Origin of the sequence: Marinobacter sp. ST-43, from assembly GCF_030541085.1 — a bacterium.
Lineage (GTDB): Bacteria > Pseudomonadota > Gammaproteobacteria > Pseudomonadales > Oleiphilaceae > Marinobacter > Marinobacter nauticus.
On the sequence record NZ_JASSVO010000013.1, the window covers coordinates 1 to 17,271 of the forward strand.

At 57.4% G+C, this 17,271-nt stretch carries 19 protein-coding genes; 5 read left to right on the top strand and 14 right to left on the bottom strand.

The window, feature by feature from the left end; all coding sequences use genetic code 11:
* Positions 1-208: 208 nt before the first annotated feature.
* The 6 genes from QPL98_RS14295 to QPL98_RS14320 form a co-directional block, all read right to left on the bottom strand.
* On the bottom strand, positions 209-1,249 hold the full coding sequence (locus QPL98_RS14295) for an extracellular solute-binding protein (protein WP_153739830.1): 1,041 nt from the start codon (positions 1,247-1,249) through the stop codon (positions 209-211).
* The gene (potC, locus tag QPL98_RS14300) at positions 1,246-2,016 is read right to left on the bottom strand and encodes a spermidine/putrescine ABC transporter permease PotC (protein WP_011783896.1); all 771 of its coding nucleotides are present in this window, start codon (positions 2,014-2,016) and stop codon (positions 1,246-1,248) included. The genes QPL98_RS14295 and potC overlap by 4 nt, the downstream gene beginning before the upstream one ends.
* On the bottom strand, positions 2,013-2,870 hold the full coding sequence (potB, locus tag QPL98_RS14305) for a spermidine/putrescine ABC transporter permease PotB (RefSeq protein ID WP_113879541.1): 858 nt from the start codon (positions 2,868-2,870) through the stop codon (positions 2,013-2,015). The genes potC and potB overlap by 4 nt, the downstream gene beginning before the upstream one ends.
* A complete protein-coding gene (gene potA, locus QPL98_RS14310; RefSeq protein WP_011783894.1) occupies positions 2,863-3,984 on the bottom strand; it encodes a spermidine/putrescine ABC transporter ATP-binding protein PotA in 1,122 nt (373 codons plus the stop codon). Before potA ends, potB begins: the two co-directional genes overlap by 8 nt.
* Before the next feature lie 131 nt (positions 3,985-4,115).
* Positions 4,116-5,186 carry a TRAP transporter substrate-binding protein gene (locus QPL98_RS14315; protein WP_303293490.1) on the bottom strand — a complete coding sequence of 357 codons (1,071 nt, stop codon included), beginning with the start codon at positions 5,184-5,186 and terminating at the stop codon, positions 4,116-4,118.
* A gap of 112 nt (positions 5,187-5,298) precedes the next feature.
* The gene (locus QPL98_RS14320) at positions 5,299-6,975 is read right to left on the bottom strand and encodes a methyl-accepting chemotaxis protein (protein ID WP_303293491.1); all 1,677 of its coding nucleotides are present in this window, start codon (positions 6,973-6,975) and stop codon (positions 5,299-5,301) included.
* Between the two features lie 232 nt (positions 6,976-7,207).
* On the opposite strand from QPL98_RS14320, the gene QPL98_RS14325 reads away from it, so the two are divergent.
* Positions 7,208-8,545: a CHAD domain-containing protein gene (locus QPL98_RS14325; RefSeq protein WP_303293492.1), complete on the top strand. Its 1,338-nt coding sequence runs from the start codon at positions 7,208-7,210 to the stop codon at positions 8,543-8,545.
* A gap of 7 nt (positions 8,546-8,552) precedes the next feature.
* On the opposite strand, the gene QPL98_RS14330 is transcribed toward QPL98_RS14325, so the two are convergent.
* Positions 8,553-9,326 (bottom strand): cation diffusion facilitator family transporter, encoded by a 774-nt coding sequence (locus tag QPL98_RS14330; protein ID WP_303293493.1) that lies wholly within the window; start codon positions 9,324-9,326, stop codon positions 8,553-8,555.
* 92 nt (positions 9,327-9,418) lie between these two features.
* Here QPL98_RS14330 and QPL98_RS14335 point away from each other — a divergent pair, with 92 nt between their 5' ends.
* The gene (locus tag QPL98_RS14335) at positions 9,419-10,300 is read left to right on the top strand and encodes a LysR family transcriptional regulator (RefSeq protein ID WP_022993354.1); all 882 of its coding nucleotides are present in this window, start codon (positions 9,419-9,421) and stop codon (positions 10,298-10,300) included.
* Here QPL98_RS14335 and QPL98_RS14340 read toward each other — a convergent pair.
* Complete coding sequence (locus tag QPL98_RS14340; RefSeq protein ID WP_303293494.1) at positions 10,279-10,536, bottom strand: DUF3565 domain-containing protein; 258 nt, start codon at positions 10,534-10,536, stop codon at positions 10,279-10,281. The genes QPL98_RS14335 and QPL98_RS14340 overlap by 22 nt on opposite strands.
* Positions 10,533-11,429, bottom strand: a complete 897-nt coding sequence (gene rarD, locus QPL98_RS14345) for an EamA family transporter RarD (protein WP_303293495.1) — start codon at positions 11,427-11,429, stop codon at positions 10,533-10,535. Before rarD ends, QPL98_RS14340 begins: the two co-directional genes overlap by 4 nt.
* 144 nt (positions 11,430-11,573) lie before the next feature.
* Here rarD and QPL98_RS14350 point away from each other — a divergent pair, with 144 nt between their 5' ends.
* Entirely contained in the window at positions 11,574-11,954 is a 381-nt protein-coding gene (locus QPL98_RS14350; protein ID WP_222180366.1) for a rhodanese-like domain-containing protein, read from the top strand.
* 5 nt (positions 11,955-11,959) lie between these two features.
* On the opposite strand, the gene QPL98_RS14355 is transcribed toward QPL98_RS14350, so the two are convergent.
* On the bottom strand, positions 11,960-12,430 hold the full coding sequence (locus tag QPL98_RS14355) for a YchJ family protein (RefSeq protein WP_223268749.1): 471 nt from the start codon (positions 12,428-12,430) through the stop codon (positions 11,960-11,962).
* A 139-nt stretch (positions 12,431-12,569) separates the two neighbouring features.
* Here QPL98_RS14355 and QPL98_RS14360 point away from each other — a divergent pair, with 139 nt between their 5' ends.
* On the top strand, positions 12,570-13,526 hold the full coding sequence (locus QPL98_RS14360; RefSeq protein ID WP_022993358.1) for a GGDEF domain-containing protein: 957 nt from the start codon (positions 12,570-12,572) through the stop codon (positions 13,524-13,526).
* Positions 13,527-13,542: 16 nt separating this feature from the next.
* Here the strand turns inward: QPL98_RS14360 and QPL98_RS14365 are convergent, their stop codons facing one another.
* Together QPL98_RS14365 and QPL98_RS14370 are read right to left on the bottom strand one after the other, a co-directional pair.
* On the bottom strand, positions 13,543-14,271 hold the full coding sequence (locus QPL98_RS14365; protein WP_223268748.1) for an ABC transporter substrate-binding protein: 729 nt from the start codon (positions 14,269-14,271) through the stop codon (positions 13,543-13,545).
* A gap of 283 nt (positions 14,272-14,554) precedes the next feature.
* Complete coding sequence (locus QPL98_RS14370) at positions 14,555-14,980, bottom strand: hotdog fold thioesterase (RefSeq protein WP_014420257.1); 426 nt, start codon at positions 14,978-14,980, stop codon at positions 14,555-14,557.
* Positions 14,981-15,114: 134 nt separating this feature from the next.
* Between QPL98_RS14370 and QPL98_RS14375 the strand changes: the two genes are divergently transcribed.
* Complete coding sequence (locus QPL98_RS14375) at positions 15,115-15,576, top strand: cytochrome c (protein ID WP_022993360.1); 462 nt, start codon at positions 15,115-15,117, stop codon at positions 15,574-15,576.
* Positions 15,577-15,586: 10 nt separating this feature from the next.
* Here the strand turns inward: QPL98_RS14375 and QPL98_RS14380 are convergent, their stop codons facing one another.
* Together QPL98_RS14380 and QPL98_RS14385 are read right to left on the bottom strand one after the other, a co-directional pair.
* The gene (locus QPL98_RS14380) at positions 15,587-16,270 is read right to left on the bottom strand and encodes a cytochrome b/b6 domain-containing protein (RefSeq protein WP_022993361.1); all 684 of its coding nucleotides are present in this window, start codon (positions 16,268-16,270) and stop codon (positions 15,587-15,589) included.
* Between the two features lie 100 nt (positions 16,271-16,370).
* Entirely contained in the window at positions 16,371-17,141 is a 771-nt protein-coding gene (locus tag QPL98_RS14385) for an ABC transporter substrate-binding protein (protein ID WP_303293496.1), read from the bottom strand.
* Between the last annotated feature and the right edge of the window lie 130 nt (positions 17,142-17,271).

The window sequence follows — 17,271 nt, forward strand, 5'->3', positions numbered from 1 at the left end:
GGTATCCGTTCAAAATTTACTTTACCCTTATACATTGTGTGCTGGCATTAGTGGCAGCGGCTTAGTCCAACCCACATTTAAAGGCCATGCTGCGCACGACCATTAAATGCTTCAGTGTTATAGACCATGTATTTCAGTTTAGTGAAACCTGGACAATAAAAAACGGAGGCCGAAGCCTCCGTTTTCCAGGTTCATGATGCTCTTCCGGTTACTGACCGGACTTCAACATTTCCCAGTATTTGGCATACACCTGCAGCGCCTCGTCGCCAATGTCGGTCTGGAACTCGGCATTGATCATGTCGGTGGCGTTGGGGTAGCTGGCCCGGTCGTTCGCAACGGCGTCATCCAGCAGATCCCGGGCCGCCAGGTTGGGTGTGGCGTAGCCGATCTCTTCGCTGATCAGGGCCGAGATTTCCGGCTGCAGCACAAAGCTGATGAACTGGTGAGCGGCTTCCGGGTTCTTGGCGTTCTTGGGAATCACGAAGCTGTCCAGCCAGGCGATGATGCCTTCTTCCGGATACACGTATTCCAGGGAATCCAGAGTATCGCGGCCCATGACGGCTTCGCCGTTCCAGATCATGCCCACGTCGGTTTCACCTTCCAGGTACGGCATGCGGGGGGCATCCGAATTGAAGGTGCGCACAGAGGGCATCAGCTCGGTCAGCTTCTCGTAGGCTTCCTCGATTTCCTTCGGGTCAGTGCTGTTACCGGAGTAACCCAGCACCCGCAGGCCAACGTGGAACACTTCACGCATGTCGTTGGTCAGCATGACCCGGCCTTCAAAGCGCTCATCCCACAGGTCCGCCCAGGCTGTCACTTCGCCTTCCACATCGGCGGTGTCCACGGCAATGCCGGTAGTACCCCACAGGTATGGCACGCTGTACTGGTTGTCCGGGTCGATATCCAGGTTCACCAGTTCCGGGTCCAGCTGGTCAAAGCCTTCGATCTTGCTGCGATCGATGGGCATCAGCAGGTCTTCCTGCCGCATCTTGCTCACGTAGTAGGTGGAGGGCACGGCCAGGTCGTAGGCGGCGCTCTCATCCAGCAGTTTCAGCCGGGCATACATGGCTTCGTTGCTGTCGTAGGTGGTGTAGACCACCTGGATACCAGTTTCCTCAGTAAAGCGATCCAGAACTTCCTGGGGCATGTACTCAGACCAGTTGTACAGGTTCAGAACCTTGGGCTCCTCAGAACCACTGCAGCCAGTCAGGCCCACCGCCAGCAGGCCGGCCAGTGCCAGTTTCTTCATCGTTTGCTCCTTAACAGTATCCATTGAGACAAGATCAACATGACCAGTGAGAATACCAGTAGCAGGGTGCCAAGGGCATTCACTTCGGGCTTCAGGCCCACCCGCACCATGGAATAGATGCGCAACGGCAGAATTTCATAACTCGGGCCACTGACAAACGTACTGACCACCACGTCGTCCAGTGACAGTGTAAACCCCAGCAGCCAGCCTGCCAGTAAGGCCGGCATGATCACCGGAATCAGTACCGTGCGGGTCATGGTGAAATCGTTGGCTCCCAGATCCCGGGCAGCCTCCGGCAGGCGTTCGTCAAACCCGCTGAGGCGGGCCATCACGGTGATGACCACAAAGGGCAGGCAGAAGGTAACGTGGGCCAGCAACAGGGATACATAGCCCAGCTGAAGGCCGACCAGCAGAAACAGCGCCAGCAGCGAAATCGCCAGTACAATCTCCGGCGACATCATCACCACAAACAACATGCCATTGAGCACTTTCTTGCCCCGGAACCGGTATCGGTGCAGTGCCAGTGCGGTGAGCGCGCCGATCAACGTGGACACAGTGGCCGCGGAGAGCGCCAGCCAGAGGGAATTCCACATGGCCTGCACCATGGCCCGGTTGTTCAACAGGGCTTCGTACCAGCGCAGGCTCAGGCCACCCCATTCGTAACCGGTGCGGGAATCGTTGAAGGAGAATACCACCAGTACCACGATAGGCACGTACAGCAGCAGATACACCAGCGTCAGGTAGGTGCGGGGCAGCCAGCGATTCATACACCGTCCTCCCCGATCCGCCGTTTACTCAGGCGGTGGGCGAACATCAGGAACGCCATGGCCAGGGTCAGCAGGATGCTGGCAGCGGCACCAAAGGGCCAGTTGCGGGCATCCAGAAACTGGTTCTTGATGACGTTACCCACCAGCAGGTTGCGGGAACCGCCCAGAATATCAGGCACAAAGAACAACCCCATGGCCGGCAACAGCACCAGCATGATGCCCGCCAGCACCCCCGGCAGGGTCAGCGGCACGATCACATGGATAAACGTGGACAGGCGCCCCGCGCCCAGATCGTGCGACGCCCTCAGGTAGTCTTCCCGCAGGTCTTCAAACACCGAGTAGAGCGGCAGGATCATGAACGGCAACAACAGATACACCAGCCCGATAATCACGGCTCCTTCGGTATACAGCAGCTGCATGGGCTCCTCGATCACCCCGAGCGACATCAGCGCGTTGTTGAGCAGGCCATTGGTGGCCAGGATCAACTTCAGGGCGTAGGTTCGCACCAGGGAATTGGTCCAGAACGGCACGATAAGCAGGAAGATCAGCAGCACCTGATTGCGTTTGCCGACCTTGGACAACGCCCACGCAAACGGGTAGCCGATCAGCAGACACACCAGCGTCGTCATGGCCGCCATATACAGGGAGTGCAGGAACACTTCCAGGTACAGCGGATTGAGCAGTTGCCGGTAGGCATCCAGGGTCAGCGGCAGCGAAATGAAGGAGCCCGGGTCCCGGGTCATTACACTGGCACCGACCACCAGCAGGTTGGGGGTCAGCACCAGAAACAACAACCAGCCCCAGACCAGCACCAGCACGGCCGTTCTGAACGGCTGCTGTGTCAGGCTACGCATCGGTGCCTTCTTCCTCTGGCAGAGCTTCCGGCTCTGTGGGTAACAGCCATTCCCAGCCATCAACCCAGCTCACTTTGACCGGCTCGCCAAGGCGATAGTCGAAGGTAGGGTCGTCTTCGTCGAAGAATTCCGACGCCAGCACCTCGGTGCCATCCTCAAGATGAATCACCGAATCCAGGGTACTGCCCTTGTAGTTACGCTCTACGATCTTGCCAGCCACACCATCCTCATCGTCCGGCGCCAGTACCCGGATATCCTCGGGGCGCAACAGCACATGCAGGGACTGGCCACCGGAGACCGGGAAATCCGGCTTGCGGAAGGTACGCTTCAGACCGAACACGTCCACGGTGATGGTGTCATCGCCGTTGGCTTTGTCCACCCGGCCCGGGAAGAAGTTGGTTTCACCGACAAAGCGGGCAGTAAACAGGTTGGCCGGGCGCTCGTAGACTTCCCGCGGCGTCCCCAGTTGCTGGATCAGGCCATCTTTCAGCACCACCACCCGGTCGGACATGGACAGGGCTTCTTCCTGATCGTGGGTGACAAACACAAAGGTGATGCCCAGCTCCCGCTGCAGGCGTTTGAGCTCCACCTGCATGGTGCGGCGCAATTTGTAGTCCAGCGCCGACAACGGCTCATCCAGCAGCAGTACCTTCGGGCGCTTGACCACCGCACGGGCAATGGCCACCCGCTGCTGCTGGCCACCGGACAACTGATGCGGCTTGCGCCGGGCGAAGTCCTCAAGCTGGACCATGGCCAGGGCATCCTCGACCCGCTCCCGGATTTCCTGCTTTGGCCGCTTCTCCATTTTCAGGCCATAGGCCACGTTGTCGAACACCGACATGTGGGGAAACAGCGCGTAGTTCTGGAAGACCGTGTTCAGCGGCCGGTGTTCCGGCGGAGTGTGAGTCAGGTCCTGATCGCCCAGGGCGATGGTGCCGTCATCCGGATGCTCGAAACCCGCCATCATCCGCAACAAGGTGGTCTTGCCGCAACCGGAGGGCCCCAGGAGGGTAATGAACTCGCCGTCAAAAATGTCCAGATCCAGAGAATCCAGCACTTTTTTGCCGTCGAACTGTTTGGTGAGATTGCTCAGAGATAGCAGTGTCTGTTTCATCGGCCCTGCCCAAAGTTTGAGCGGCGTATTTTTCCAGAAACAGACGCAAACAAAAAGGGGCGTGCGGATATTCCCTGACCACGCCCCTCTTGTTTTTCGGCCTTACCAGGCCGGGCTGTCACGCACCGGTCTTATTGGTCGGCGACGCTGTTCAGGTACGCCTTGTCCGAGATGTTGGTCCAGGGGCGAACCTGCTTCAGGTACTCGCGCTGTGAGGTGATGATTTCGTTCGCCAGCTCGTCCTTCTCGGCAAATTCATCCAGCAGGCGGTTGGTGGTTTCACGCAGGGCAGTAATAACTTCCGGCGGAAACACCTTGTGGGTCACATCCGGGTATTCCTGCTTCATCTTCTCCCAGGCCAAACCGCTTTCGTGGGTGCTCTGGATATACATGTCATACGCTGCGGTGCGCATGGAGACCCGCAGGATGGCCTGCAGATCAGCCGGCAGCTTATCCCAGGTTTTCTTGTTGATCAGGAACTGCACTTCGGCATTGGGCTCCTGCCAGCCGGAGTAGTAATACTTGGCAATCTGGTGAAAGCCCATCTGCAGGTCCAGTGCCGGGCCAACCCATTCAACGGCGTCGATGGTGTTACGCTCAAGCGCGGTATACAGCTCGCCCGGTGGCAGGTTGGTTACCGCCACGCCCACTTCCGACATAACCTCTCCGGCAAAGCCGGGGGTGCGCATTTTCAGGCCTTTCAGATCATCCAGTGACTTGATTTCCTTACGGAACCAGCCACCCATCTGATTGGCGGTGTTGCCACCCGGGAAGGACAACAGACCAAAGGGTTCATACACCTTCTGCATCAGCTCCATGCCTTCGTCGTGGTAGAACCAGGCATACATCTCCGGTGCAATCATGCCGAAGGGTATGGTGGTGAAGTACATGGCGTTGGGAATGGTGCCCTTGTAGTAATAAGAAGCCGTGTGGCCCATGTCGTACTGGCCATTACGGACCAGATCGAAAATACCGAAAGGCGCCTTGTGCTTGTTGGAGGAATCAATCCGGATCTTCAGGCGGCCGCCGGACATTTCCTCGGCCATGGCTGCCATGTTGCGGGGCGCATCCCCCAGCAGGCCGGAATTTGGCCCCCAGGTTTCCGCGAGACGCAGGGTAAAGGTTTCTTCAGAGACCGCGAAAGGGCTGGCCAGCAGGCCAAGAGTGCTGACTGCCGCCAGCAAGGTTTTACGCAGGGACATAGTGTTGGCTTCCATTGTTATCGATTTTTGATTCAAACATGCCTGAATGATCCATCATAACGACGAAAGCCGACCGCGCCAATGTGGCGGGCCGGCTTTCTTGTGCGGGCAATCAGACCTTGAACTGACCAACCAGCTCGCGCAGGTTCTCACCCAGCCGGGCCAGTTCGTGGCTGGCTTCATTGGTCTGGGTCACGCCGGTGTCGCTGCGCTGGGCCGCGTCGACAATCCGCACCACGTTCTGGTTGATCTCTTCCGCCACCTGGCTCTGCTGTTCAGCGGCGGTGGCGATCTGCGTCACCTGATCGTGGATCTGAGTCACCGAGGTCACGATGGTATTCAGTGCATTGGTGGCGTGATTGATGCGCTCAACAGTCGCTTCTGAACTCTTGCGGGAGTTGTTCATACGTTCCACCGAAGCCTTGGACTCCGCCACAAAGCCATCAATCATTTCCCGGATCTGATCAGCCGATTCGGCAGACCGCTTGGCCAGCTGGCGCACTTCGTCGGCAACCACCGAGAAGCCGCGACCATGCTCGCCGGCCCGGGCTGCCTCAATGGCAGCGTTCAGGGCCAGCAGGTTGGTCTGCTCGGTCACCGCGTGAATCACGTCCAGCACCTGCTGGATATCGTTCGACTTCTCGGCCAGGGCATTGATGCTGCGGGCGGTATCTTCCATTTCCTGGGACAGCTGATTGACCGCCCCCTGGGCGCTATTGATGGTCTCGCCACCCTCTTTGGCCATGCGGTCCGCATCGGAAGCTGCGCCTTCTACCTCATTGGCGTTGCCGGAGATTTGCTGAATCGTTGCCGCCATTTCGTTGATGGCCGAAGCAATCTGGTCGGTTTCCGAACCCTGCTCCTGAACCGACTGGCGGGTTTCATTCGCCACCCGGCTGAGTTCTTCAGCGGCTGAAGCTACCTGGTCGGTGGTGGACCCCACCTCACGGATGGTGTCCTGAATCTTGATGATAAAATGGTTGAAGCGGCGACCCAGAACGGCCAGTTCATCTTTACCATCTTCCGGCAGGCGCTGGCGCAGATCGCCTTCACCGTCGGCAATCTCCCGCATCATGTCGCTGACCTTGTTCAGCGGCGCAGTCACGGTGCGGCCAATGACCAACCCGATTACCAGTGAAATCACCACCACCACAATGGTCAGCAGTAAAATGAAGCCCATAGCAGATGTCATGGTTGCATCAATTTCTTGCCGGGCAGCGGCCACCGCTCTCTGAACATCGGTTACATACACGCCGGAACCTATCATCCAGTCCCAGCCCGGAATGATAGTGGAGTAGGAGACTTTCGGTTCCACCTGGCCGGTAGCAGGGTTGGTCCACTCATAAGGCATGAAGCCATCGTCACCTGCCGCGTCAAACAACCCGCGAACCAGCTTTTGGGTGTTCGGATTGGTAGTCGGGCCTTCCTTGGAGGGGTCCGGTGCATATGCGAGATTGAACAGACTGCGATCGTAGGCGAAGACATAGTTATTCTGACCGAACTTGATTGACCGCAACCGCTCTCGCGCCTCTTCCTGCGCCTCCTGCTCCGAAAAACCGGGAGTGGACTTGGCCTCAAGCACCACGGATTTCGCGGTTTCAACCAGATTTTTCAAACCTTCCTTGCGCGCTTCCAACAGTTCCTGCTCGAGGCGTTGCAACTCTGCCTCTCCATTGGCCCGGATCTGGTTCGCCGTAATCCATGCAATTGTTCCAGCCGTAATCAGTACAGGCACCAATACACCAATCAGAAGCCGTGTTCTGATGGTCAGGTTGCTCATGAAGGTCATGGTCTTCGCTCCGGGGTCATTTCTTGTAATCCTTTGATTATGCACAAACGCAGCCCGCACTCCGTTGCAGTTTGTTAAAAGCTGTATACCAAACGCAGGTCAGGAACAGGTTTTTATGTAAACAAGCCCGTCATATCAGCGTCATACGTCTAAATACGTATCGGCCGTCATGTAAACGACTTGAGGCTGTGTCAGACTAAGGTCTGAACATTCAGCTCATGAGCAAGCATGCATGAAACGGCTTTTCCTTATCCGCCACGCCAAATCGAGCTGGAACGACGACAGCCTCTGCGACCAGAAACGCCCACTGAATGACAGAGGCCAAAGCCAGCTTGCGCCGCTCGCGCGGGCAATGAAATGCCTCGGCGCGCTGTCCGGTGCCATTTATTCAAGCCCCGCTGTGCGAGCCCAGCAAACGCTGGCAGGTGCACTCAGCGTCGACGCCCAGCCGGACCATGTCCGCACCGAAGATGAGCTTTACACCTTCGACTTCCGGCGTCTATTACGCTGGCTGCAGAATCTGGATAACAACCAGAACCGCATCACCCTCATCGGCCACAACCCGGCATTACTCGAACTGGCCGCCTTTCTGGTACCCCAGGCTCCGTTCGAATTGCCAACCGCCAGTATCCTGGAGATCCGGCTGCCGGTAAGGCACTGGAAGAAAGTGGACAAAAACAAGGGTGCACTGGAAACCTTCCTGACGCCTCGTGATTTCAGTTACAACGAATTCCGGCGCAAGAACCGAAAAGCCAGTCCCGACGCCACTGATCTGGACCAGAACACGCTCCCGGAGGTTTTACAGCAGCTGAACAACCAGTTGGAACTTCTGACCCCTGGGGTGATGCTGGGGCTGGATGACGAATTCCTGCACCAATACCGCATTGCCCTTCGCCGCAGTCGGGCCATTGCCGAACCCCTGGCCGAGATTACCGGCGATCGCCAATTACAGGAGCATATTCGCGAACTGAAGCGACATGCCCGGGCCACCAGCGCCCTGCGGGATCTGCACGTATTTCTTCAGGATATCCCCGAGCTGTGCCACGACAACCCACAACTCTGCACCACGCTGACCGACTGGGCGCGGCTCAGGGCATCTAAAGCACAGCGCAAACTGGCCAAACGCCTTGGCCAGAAACGCTACCAGCAAAGCCTGTCGCGCTGGCAAGACTACATTGAGTCCAAATCTTTTCATAAGCTGGCTGCAAACCTGCGGAAAAAAGACATCCAGGCCGCGACAAACCGGCGCCTGAAGCAGTTCAACCGAAAAACCGCAGAACTGCTGCACACCGCTCCGGATGAAGCCCTGCACCAGCTGCGCAAGAACCTCAAGCGTATCCGCTATCTTCTGGAACTGGATGCCCGGTACAGCAAGCCATTCCGGAAAGAGCTACGCCAGCGACAGGATCTGTACGGCCGTTTCCAGGATCTGCATGTCCAGATCGAGCTGACCCGGCGATTCCTCGCCGACCATCCGGAGTGCGACGGGGTGTCACTGCTTGGCAAACTTGAGCGGGAGAAAGCCGATACCCGCAGGCAGGTACTGGCTATGGGAGGGCTAAACCTCTGAGGCCCGGTCAGATCCGGATCATGCGGGCCTCAAGAAGAAGGTTCGGGCCGAGCTTGGCCACCCGGACCTGTTCCGGATTCAGGCCCAGGTCTTCCAGGGTCTCATGGATGTCGTCCAGTGCATCGTCTTTCGGTGCCGCCAGCAACAGCTCCCGAACTGACTCCAGAACCATCTTCACCGGCACCGTCATAAAGTAGACCGAAATCACCAGCATCATTACCGGGTCGGCATACACGGCCAGCTCCGCCCAATGACTGCGTTCCAGCAGCCAGGCCGCGCCAAAACCAATCATTACGGCAGCGCTTAGGGCACTGTCCATCAGCCACTGGCGCTGTTCCGCCTGCACCAGCCCCGAACCATTGCGCAGACTTGACCACCGTAGATACGCCCAGACCGCCAGACACCCCACCACGTTCACCGCACCAAAGATCATTGCCATGTCCGCCGCCACGGCACGGCCGCCCTGAAGCAGCGACACCACCGCCGATACCAGCGACAAGATACACACCACTGCAATCACCAGACCTTTCACAGCGATCACTAGCGGCTCCACGGCCCCCATCCCGAATGGGTAATCGTCATTGGCCGGCCGGCGAACCAGGCGGGCGGCATAGAGTGACAGGAGCGACAACCCGAGGCTGATCAGGGAATAGGCACCATCGAAGATAATAACCAGGGAATCGACCCAAAGACCCCAGGTAATACCGGCGAGCGCAAACAGGCCCGCGCCCACCGCTGATAATGTCAGCGCCAGGTTTTCCCGCGCCAGAGAAGTAAACATTTTGACCTCCTGAGAATTGCTGCCATATTAGCGGCATCATTCAACAGGTGTGAGTCGCTGAGCGACGGAAAATCCGTCGCAAAGAGCAAACCATGAAAACGTCACAGATCAAGACCTTCCTCTCGGTTGTGCGCAACGGCAGCGTGGCCGCGGCGGCCCGGGAACTGAACCGCAGCCGCACCACCGTCAGTACCGTGCTGGCGTCCCTGGAGGATGAACTGGGGGTGGAGCTGTTTGAACGCAGCGGCAATCAACTGCACCTGACGGCCATCGGCCAGTCCATCCTGACCGACTGCCGGCGATTCGACCAGGTTGCCAGCCAGATCAGGGCTCGCTGCCAGCACCACCTGAGTGGTGCCGAATCGGTCCTGCGCATTGCCCGGGACGATGCCATTCCGGAAGATATCTGGCGGGACATTCTGCGCCGGCTGAAACAACGCTTCCCCCAGACCAGCCTGTCGGTTTACCTTGCCTCGCCCCGGGAACTGGCGCCGCTGGTTCGCAACCAGTCCGTGGATGTGGCCTATGGCCTGATGCCGGAATTGCTGAACGAAGGTTATCAATGGTTTCGGGAACTGGCTGATGTGCGCATGCTCACCGTGGCAGCGCCGGATCACCCCCTGAGTCAGCTGAAACGGGTCACTCAGGACGACCTGGTCAGCCACACGGAAATCACCCTGGCCTACATGCTCGACGCCCAACTGGTGGCCGAATCCCCGGAAACCGCCAACTACCTCGCCTTTACCCAATACGAACTGATGCGGGATGCGGTGATTGATGGCGCTGGCTGGGCGGATTTACCCTTACCCCTGATTGCTGAGGCATTGCGCAAGGAACAGCTGAAAACCATCCACCACCGCAGCGCCCGCTGGTGGAAAGTGTTCAGTGCGCTGGAGTCAGAGCAGGCGCAAGGAGGCGCCGTGGTGGGCTGGCTCGCCAACGAACTGGAAGCCTATCTGGAAACCCTGGCCTGATCGGGAGACTGAGGTCCTTCCGGACTCCCCGGACGGACATCCGCAGGCGCATCGTCATCACATTTCCGGCAATCCAGCTTAACCCCCAACATGGATTGCCGGCCTTCCACCGTGACAACCCAGGGCCGGTTTACCCAGGGCGGATCATGGCGCACGTGCTGGTTATGGCCACACGCCAGCTGCGCTACCCAATGGCTTTCCCCGTCTTTGTGATAGCCGCTGATGGGTTGTTTCATGCCGAAGCCTCTCTGTTCGATCGGCCCACCCAGGCCGACCACGAGTATATTGCCAACGCCACCCAGATCATCACAAAGCTCACCTGTTTGGCGGTGCTAAGCGGCTCATGGAAGATATACAGCGCGATCAGAAACTGGATCGTGGGGTTGATGTACATAAGAAAGCCCACGGTAGACAGCTTCAAACGGCGCGCAGCCCCGGCAAAAGCCAGCAGCGGGATGGCGGTCACCGCGCCACTGGAGGCCAGTAACAATGCGCTGTAGGTGCTGTCCGAAAAGTGCGACAGCCCCTGCGATGAAAGCCGGGCCAGGGTCAGCAAGCCCAACGGCAGCAATAACAGCGTTTCAACAAACAGACCGGAAAGGCCATCAAGTTCGACTTTCTTGCGCATCAGGCCATAGGTGCCGAAGCTGAACGCCAGTACCAGCGTAATCCACGGCAGCTCGCCCAGCAGCAACAGCTGATAGAGAATCGCAACCGCCGCCAGACCCACCGCCGCAGCCTGCAGCCGCGAAATACGCTCACCCAGGATCAACAGCCCCATGGCCACGTTCACCAGCGGCGTCAGGAAATAACCCAGACTGGCCTGCAACACATGGCGGGTTTCCACCGCATAAATATAGATACCCCAGTTCAGGGCAATAAACACGGCACAACCCAGCACATACCCCAGCCGGCGCGGCTGTCGCAGTGCCGCCACCACCGGCGGCCAGCGCTTGAGTATCGAAATGACCAGCGCCAGAAACAGGCAGGACCAGATCACCCGGTGAATCAGCACCTCCCACGAAGGAATGCCCTTGAACAGGGCAAAATACAGGGGAAAACTTCCCCACAGGGTATAGGCACCTAACCCATAGACCACGCCTTTGGTGGTGTCATTCAGCGGTTTCATAGCTTCCTCATTGTACAGCCTGCCAATCTAACACAAACCCCGTCGCCAAAGGCTCATGCCTTAGTCACAGGCAACCCATAGGTGGCTCACCCGTGGCAAATGCCTTAACCTGAACGGATACACCCACGCTCAAAGGGAACTGCCATGAAGACTGCTCACGATCTTGTTGCCGAAGCCAAAAAAGACATTCAGGAGGTGCCGCTGGCCAGCGCCGAGGCGGCCATCAAAAATGCCGATTTGCTATTGGATGTGCGGGATGCCGATGAATACCGGGCCAGCCACATCCCCGGGGCCGTCAATGTTTCCCGGGGCATGCTCGAATTCAAGTTCACCAACGACCCTGCACTGGAGAACCGGCAGATGAAAATTGTGCTCTACTGCAAAACCTCCGGCCGTGCAGCACTCAGCGCCAAAGCGCTGAAAGAGATGGGCTATATGAACGTACAATCCATTGAAGGCGGCTTTGACGCCTGGCTGGAAGCGGGTAAAGAGGTCGCTCAGCCGGATCTGCCGAAATTCGAATAGAACGTTTAAAGACAACAGGCCTTGAACTTGCGACCACTGCCACAGGGGCAGGGGTCGTTTCGACCGGGCTTCAGCATTCCCTCGCGGGTTTCGCCCTCCCGGTAGAACCAGCGGCCATTCTCTTTGCTGAAGTCTGATCGCTCTTCCAGATAACCCCAACCACCACCGGCACGATAGACCGCCCGGAAGTGAACCCGGCCCGTGTCGACACCGGCACTGGAGGAGAGTATCTGCAGCGAAACCCATTCCGGTGAGCCGGAAAGATCCAGTTCCGCCGGCCGGGTCTCCGGATGCCAGGTCTCGAGCAGATAATCGGCATCCTTCACCACAAAGGCACTGAACCGGGAACGCATCAACGCCTCCGGTGTGGTGGCAGGCGCGCCTGCATGGCAGGGCTGACAACACAGCAGGTAGGCTTTCCCGCTACCGCAGGGGCAGTTTTCCCCGGACACCTTCATCCCTTTCCAAACCCTCATGAAGCCAGAATTTCGTTGGCCCGGCTGTCCGGCCAACGTAGGTAATGTCCGCAAACCTTACACGCTTTTGCAGACAGCGTCGTATGACAAAAGCCATACTGGAAATTAAACTGAATAAAAAACAGACAGCGCACACCCCATGAAATCCGGCATTCCGTCACTGAATCTGCCCGTTCACCGGGATCAGACACCGCCAGCCACCGAGGAAACACCCCCGGAAGGTCTTCAGGCCGTACTCGATAATCTGGATGCCCTGGTGTACGTCTCCGATTTTACAACACACGATCTGCTGTACATGAACGCTTACGGCCGGCAGATCTGGGGTGACGTTGGCAACCGAAAATGCTGGCAGGTGCTTCAGAACGGTGACGGCCCATGCAGCTTCTGCACCAATCACCTGCTGATCAATGATCAGGGCGAGCCCAACAAACCCCATGTCTGGGAGTTCCAGAATCAACTGGACCAACGATGGTACCAGTGCCGTGACCAGGCGATCCGCTGGACCGATGGCCGCCTGGTAAGGTTGGAGATTGCCACTGATATTACCGAACGTAAACAGATGGAGCTGGAGCTGCGGGCAGCCCACGAAAAAGCCAGGGCAGCAGCGCTGGAGGATGAACTTACCGGGCTGCATAACCGACGCGCGTTCTTCGAGTTCGGAGAGCAACTGCTGAACCAGTCTGCCAGGCATCAGACACCACTGACTCTGGTCATGATGGATCTGGATCACTTCAAGATCATCAACGATACCTACGGTCACCAGGCGGGCGATGAAGTGTTGAAGCAGGTCAGCGGGCTACTGAAAGCCCGGATTCGGGATTGCGATATTGTGGCCAGAATGGGCGGAGAGGAATTCGCCATTCTGCTACCGGACACCGACATGACGATGGCACACGTGTTGGCGAGCCGCTTGCTGGCCTTGCTTTGTAATCTGGTGGTGTCTTACGAGAAAAGCAGAATCTCGCCGTCGGCAAGTATCGGAATCAGTAGCCTGGGAAACGGCGACCGCAGACTGGAAGATCTGATGTGTCGCGCAGACGAGGCCATGTACCAGTCCAAGGCCAAAGGAAGAAGCAGAGTGACACTGGCCACCTAAACCCAAGAAGGCCTCGCTAACGGCCCTCCTCGGTATACCGGATGAGATACTCTTCAATCAACTCTTCCAGCCTGCCCTGCTCCGTCAACTCCAGCAACCTGGCTGCAAAAGCCTCTCGCAAGGCTTTGCTATTGCAGCGGGAAAGTTTCGGAAACGCGAAGAACAGGCCTTCTCTACTCACAGGGGGCTCCAGCGCCACAAAGTCATTCGACATGCCATACCGGGCCAGCTTCGCCCGCCCCTGCAACAACTCGTACAGTACATAATCGATACGACCGATATCGGCCATCAGGTAGGACTGGTGAATGGAGCGGACGCCGAGGATATCCAGGTGATCGGCGGCAAAGCTGTCGAACCGCTCACCGAAACTGTTGTCGATCAGGGTGCTGCCTTGTTTCCCCTCCAGGTCCGGCCAGTGCCGATACTCAAACATCCTTCGCCGCGGCACCCAGACATTGGTATCGAGGTGCATCATGGGCGGCAGAATATAATCCAGGTAGCCCAATCTTTCTGCCGTGATAAAGGCCCCGGCCACCAGATCGATCTCCCCCAACTCTGCCAACCGCTGCACCCGCGCCCAGGACCCAATGTTGCGGACACTGACCTTGATACCCAGGGGCTCAGCCAATTCCCGCAGGAACTGAGGAACCGCGCCATCTAAAAGATCCGGCGACGCCACGCTCGGCCATAGGAGAGGCGGATACTCCGGATTACCACTCACTCTCAGCGTTGAGCACTCAGACAAAGGGGCAGCTCGCAGACCAAAGGATGCGCATAGCAAAAAGAGCAACGCATACCAGGACTTGTGCGCTTTCGAAGACACCCTGTTACAACGAATTTTCAGCACAGTGAAACCTTCCCGTGAGGAATAACCTCATGGCATTTAGTTAACATCCTCAACTATTTTAAGTATAGCAGGGCGACAGTCCCGGCAAACGATTTTCTTTTGATATTAATCAAGGATGGCGAGCTTATTTCGCAAATCGACGCGCAAGGTCGGAATCAGGGAGCCATCGCTCCCTGTTTTCTTACGAGCGGCGGGTTACCGCCATGGTCAACCTGGAAATGCAGGTCACCTTGCCTTGATCGTTTTCCAGGCGGATTTCCCATACTTGCGTTGCACTGCCGATGTGTATGGCCTTCGCCGTGCCATAGACCCATCCCCCGGTAACAGGCCGAATATGATTGGCATTAATATCCAGCCCCACAGCGACCGTATTTTTATCTTTCAGGCAACAGTTGGCAGCCATGCTGCCCAGCGTTTCCGCCAACACAACGGAGGAACCACCATGCAGGATCCCGAATGGCTGGACGGTGCGCTCATCCACCGGCATCCGGCCTTTCACATAATCGTCACCGATTTCGAGGTATTCAATGCCCATATGACTGACCGCGGTGTTTTTGCTGGCCTCTGTCATTTGCTCAAGATTAGGGGTAACCGTCCAGATCGACATCGTGCAACTCCTCAGATTGAACTTTCGTTTCTTATAGCTGTCAGGAATGAGTCTATACAGGTAGCATGCTTATAACCACGCCTTTATAGAGCATTTTTGCATTATCACCAATCACACCAAGAGAGGGACCTGGAATGAATAAACGTTTTGTTTCCGTTGCGGTGCTTGCGGCCGCGATCTCAACCCCGACCGTGGCCCAGATGAGCGTGGAAGACCAGATCGAAACCCGCCAGGCCGCCTACCAGTTTGCGTCCTGGAACATGGGCAAAATCAAGGCCCAGACCGTGGATGGCTCCGTAGCGTTTGACCAGAACCAGGTTGCCGCAGCCGCCAAAGCCATTGCAGCCGTGGCCAACTCCGGCATGAGCGTGCTTTACAGCCGTGACAGCGCCAATGACCGGGCCGAGAACACCCGCCTCAAGCCCAACTTCTTTGAGGAGCCGATGAAGGTTCAGGAAATTGCGGTCAGCTTCGTCCGTGAAGCCAACGCACTGCAGGAACTGGCTTCAGCCGGCGACCAGGCCGCGATTGCACGCCAGTTCGCCAAAGTCGGTGAAACCTGCAAGGCTTGCCACGACAACTTCCGCGCCAAGTAGGCCAAGGGGCTTACCAACCCAGATTCTGGGGCGGTGGCGGCGGTGGCGGAATCAGTCCGCCACTCGCCGCCCAGACCACAGCAACGGCAATCGCCAGTGCAATGATCATTGCCAGCCAGCCACCGCCGCTGGCGTCTTTCAGCTCTGAGCTCTTAACCTGCTTTCGGCCAGTCACCATCGGCTTTATCAGATTATCCTTACGCACGTGGGTGTAAAACAGCACCGCCAGGACATGAAGGGCAACCACGGCGTACAGCCCCCATTCCATGAGACGGTGCCAGCTGCTCAGGGTATCGCTCCAGCCCGACGACACCAGCCGATAGAGTGGGCCGTTAAAGGCAATTTCATCATTGGCAAATAAACCGGTAACCGCCTGAAAACCGAACAGTCCCAGTAACAACAGCACCGACCAGGCACCAAGGGGATTGTGGCCTGCGCCCTGCCACTGACCCCTAAGATAACGGATCATCGCCCCTGGCCCCGATATAAACTGACTAAAGCGCGCGTATGTGGAGCCCACCAGCCCCCAGACCACCCGGAACGCCAGCAAGCCGACAACCGCCAGTCCAAAACGCTCATGCCAGGCCATCCAGCCAGCGCCCAGTTTGACCGTCGCCACTGCGCCAACCACAGCAATTACCAGTAACCAGTGGAACAGCCGGGTGGGGAGATCCCACAATCGAATCGTCTTCATACCAGTTCCTTTGCCAAAACCTGTCAAACGATCACAGACAAAGGTAAGCACCCTAAGTTCCTCAAATCAGGGGCGCATCGATATCAAATACAGAAATCGATCAATAGGCTGTTTGTTCCTGGTACTTCAGCACAAGGTCTTCCCGAATCCCCTCGCGCTCGATCAGCTTCAGGGCCGCCCTTATATCTTCTGCATAACGGCGGGCAGGAGACTGGTTCGAAACCGCAATCCAGGAACGATCACCCGGTACAAAGAACGGTGAAATGTTCGCTTCTATCCCCTGGGCTCTCAGCGTATACAATCCAACCAGCTCGGGGGCCACCACGACATCAACCCGCCCTCTTTGAAGCATCATCATCAGGTTTTCGTAGTGGGCCGCAGACTCTTTACGCAGAGCCTGATCGTTGTCAAACCGGGTAAAGTAACGGGCGCCCTCAAGAATACCGATGACTTTTCCCGGAAGATCGTTGTATCGCTCAATACGGTTACTCTCGTTCAGGTAGAAAAACAAGCGCCGCTCCGGCGGAAAAGCCGGAGCCACGAAGGTCATGAATTCTTCCCGCTCTTCGGTACGCAGCGGCCCCAGCACGACATCCACCTCACCCCTGCGCATCAGCAGCAGGATGCGCCGGAATGGCGCCTCCCGGTACTGCACACGCCAGCCTAGCCGGTCCGCAATCTCCTCGAATAGCTCAAGATAGAGACCGGTTTTTTGCGACGGCCCGAGAATACGGTAGGGCGGCGAGTGGTCAACGCCAACGGTCACCGTCAGTGGCTCTACTGTTTCAGTGCCCTGTTGTGAAAGAACACCAGGCGCCCAAAGCAGCATCAGAATGCCGGCAAGCACGCCTTTCAAGGCAATCCACCTCATATAAATCCGTCCTGGTCCATGACGTTACATGTGCGATAACTACCCTCGCAGTATAGCCGTTAATGAGCATCCAATATGCCAGTGCTAACGTACTGACGGTTGAAAACCGAGCGATCATCACAATTTGATG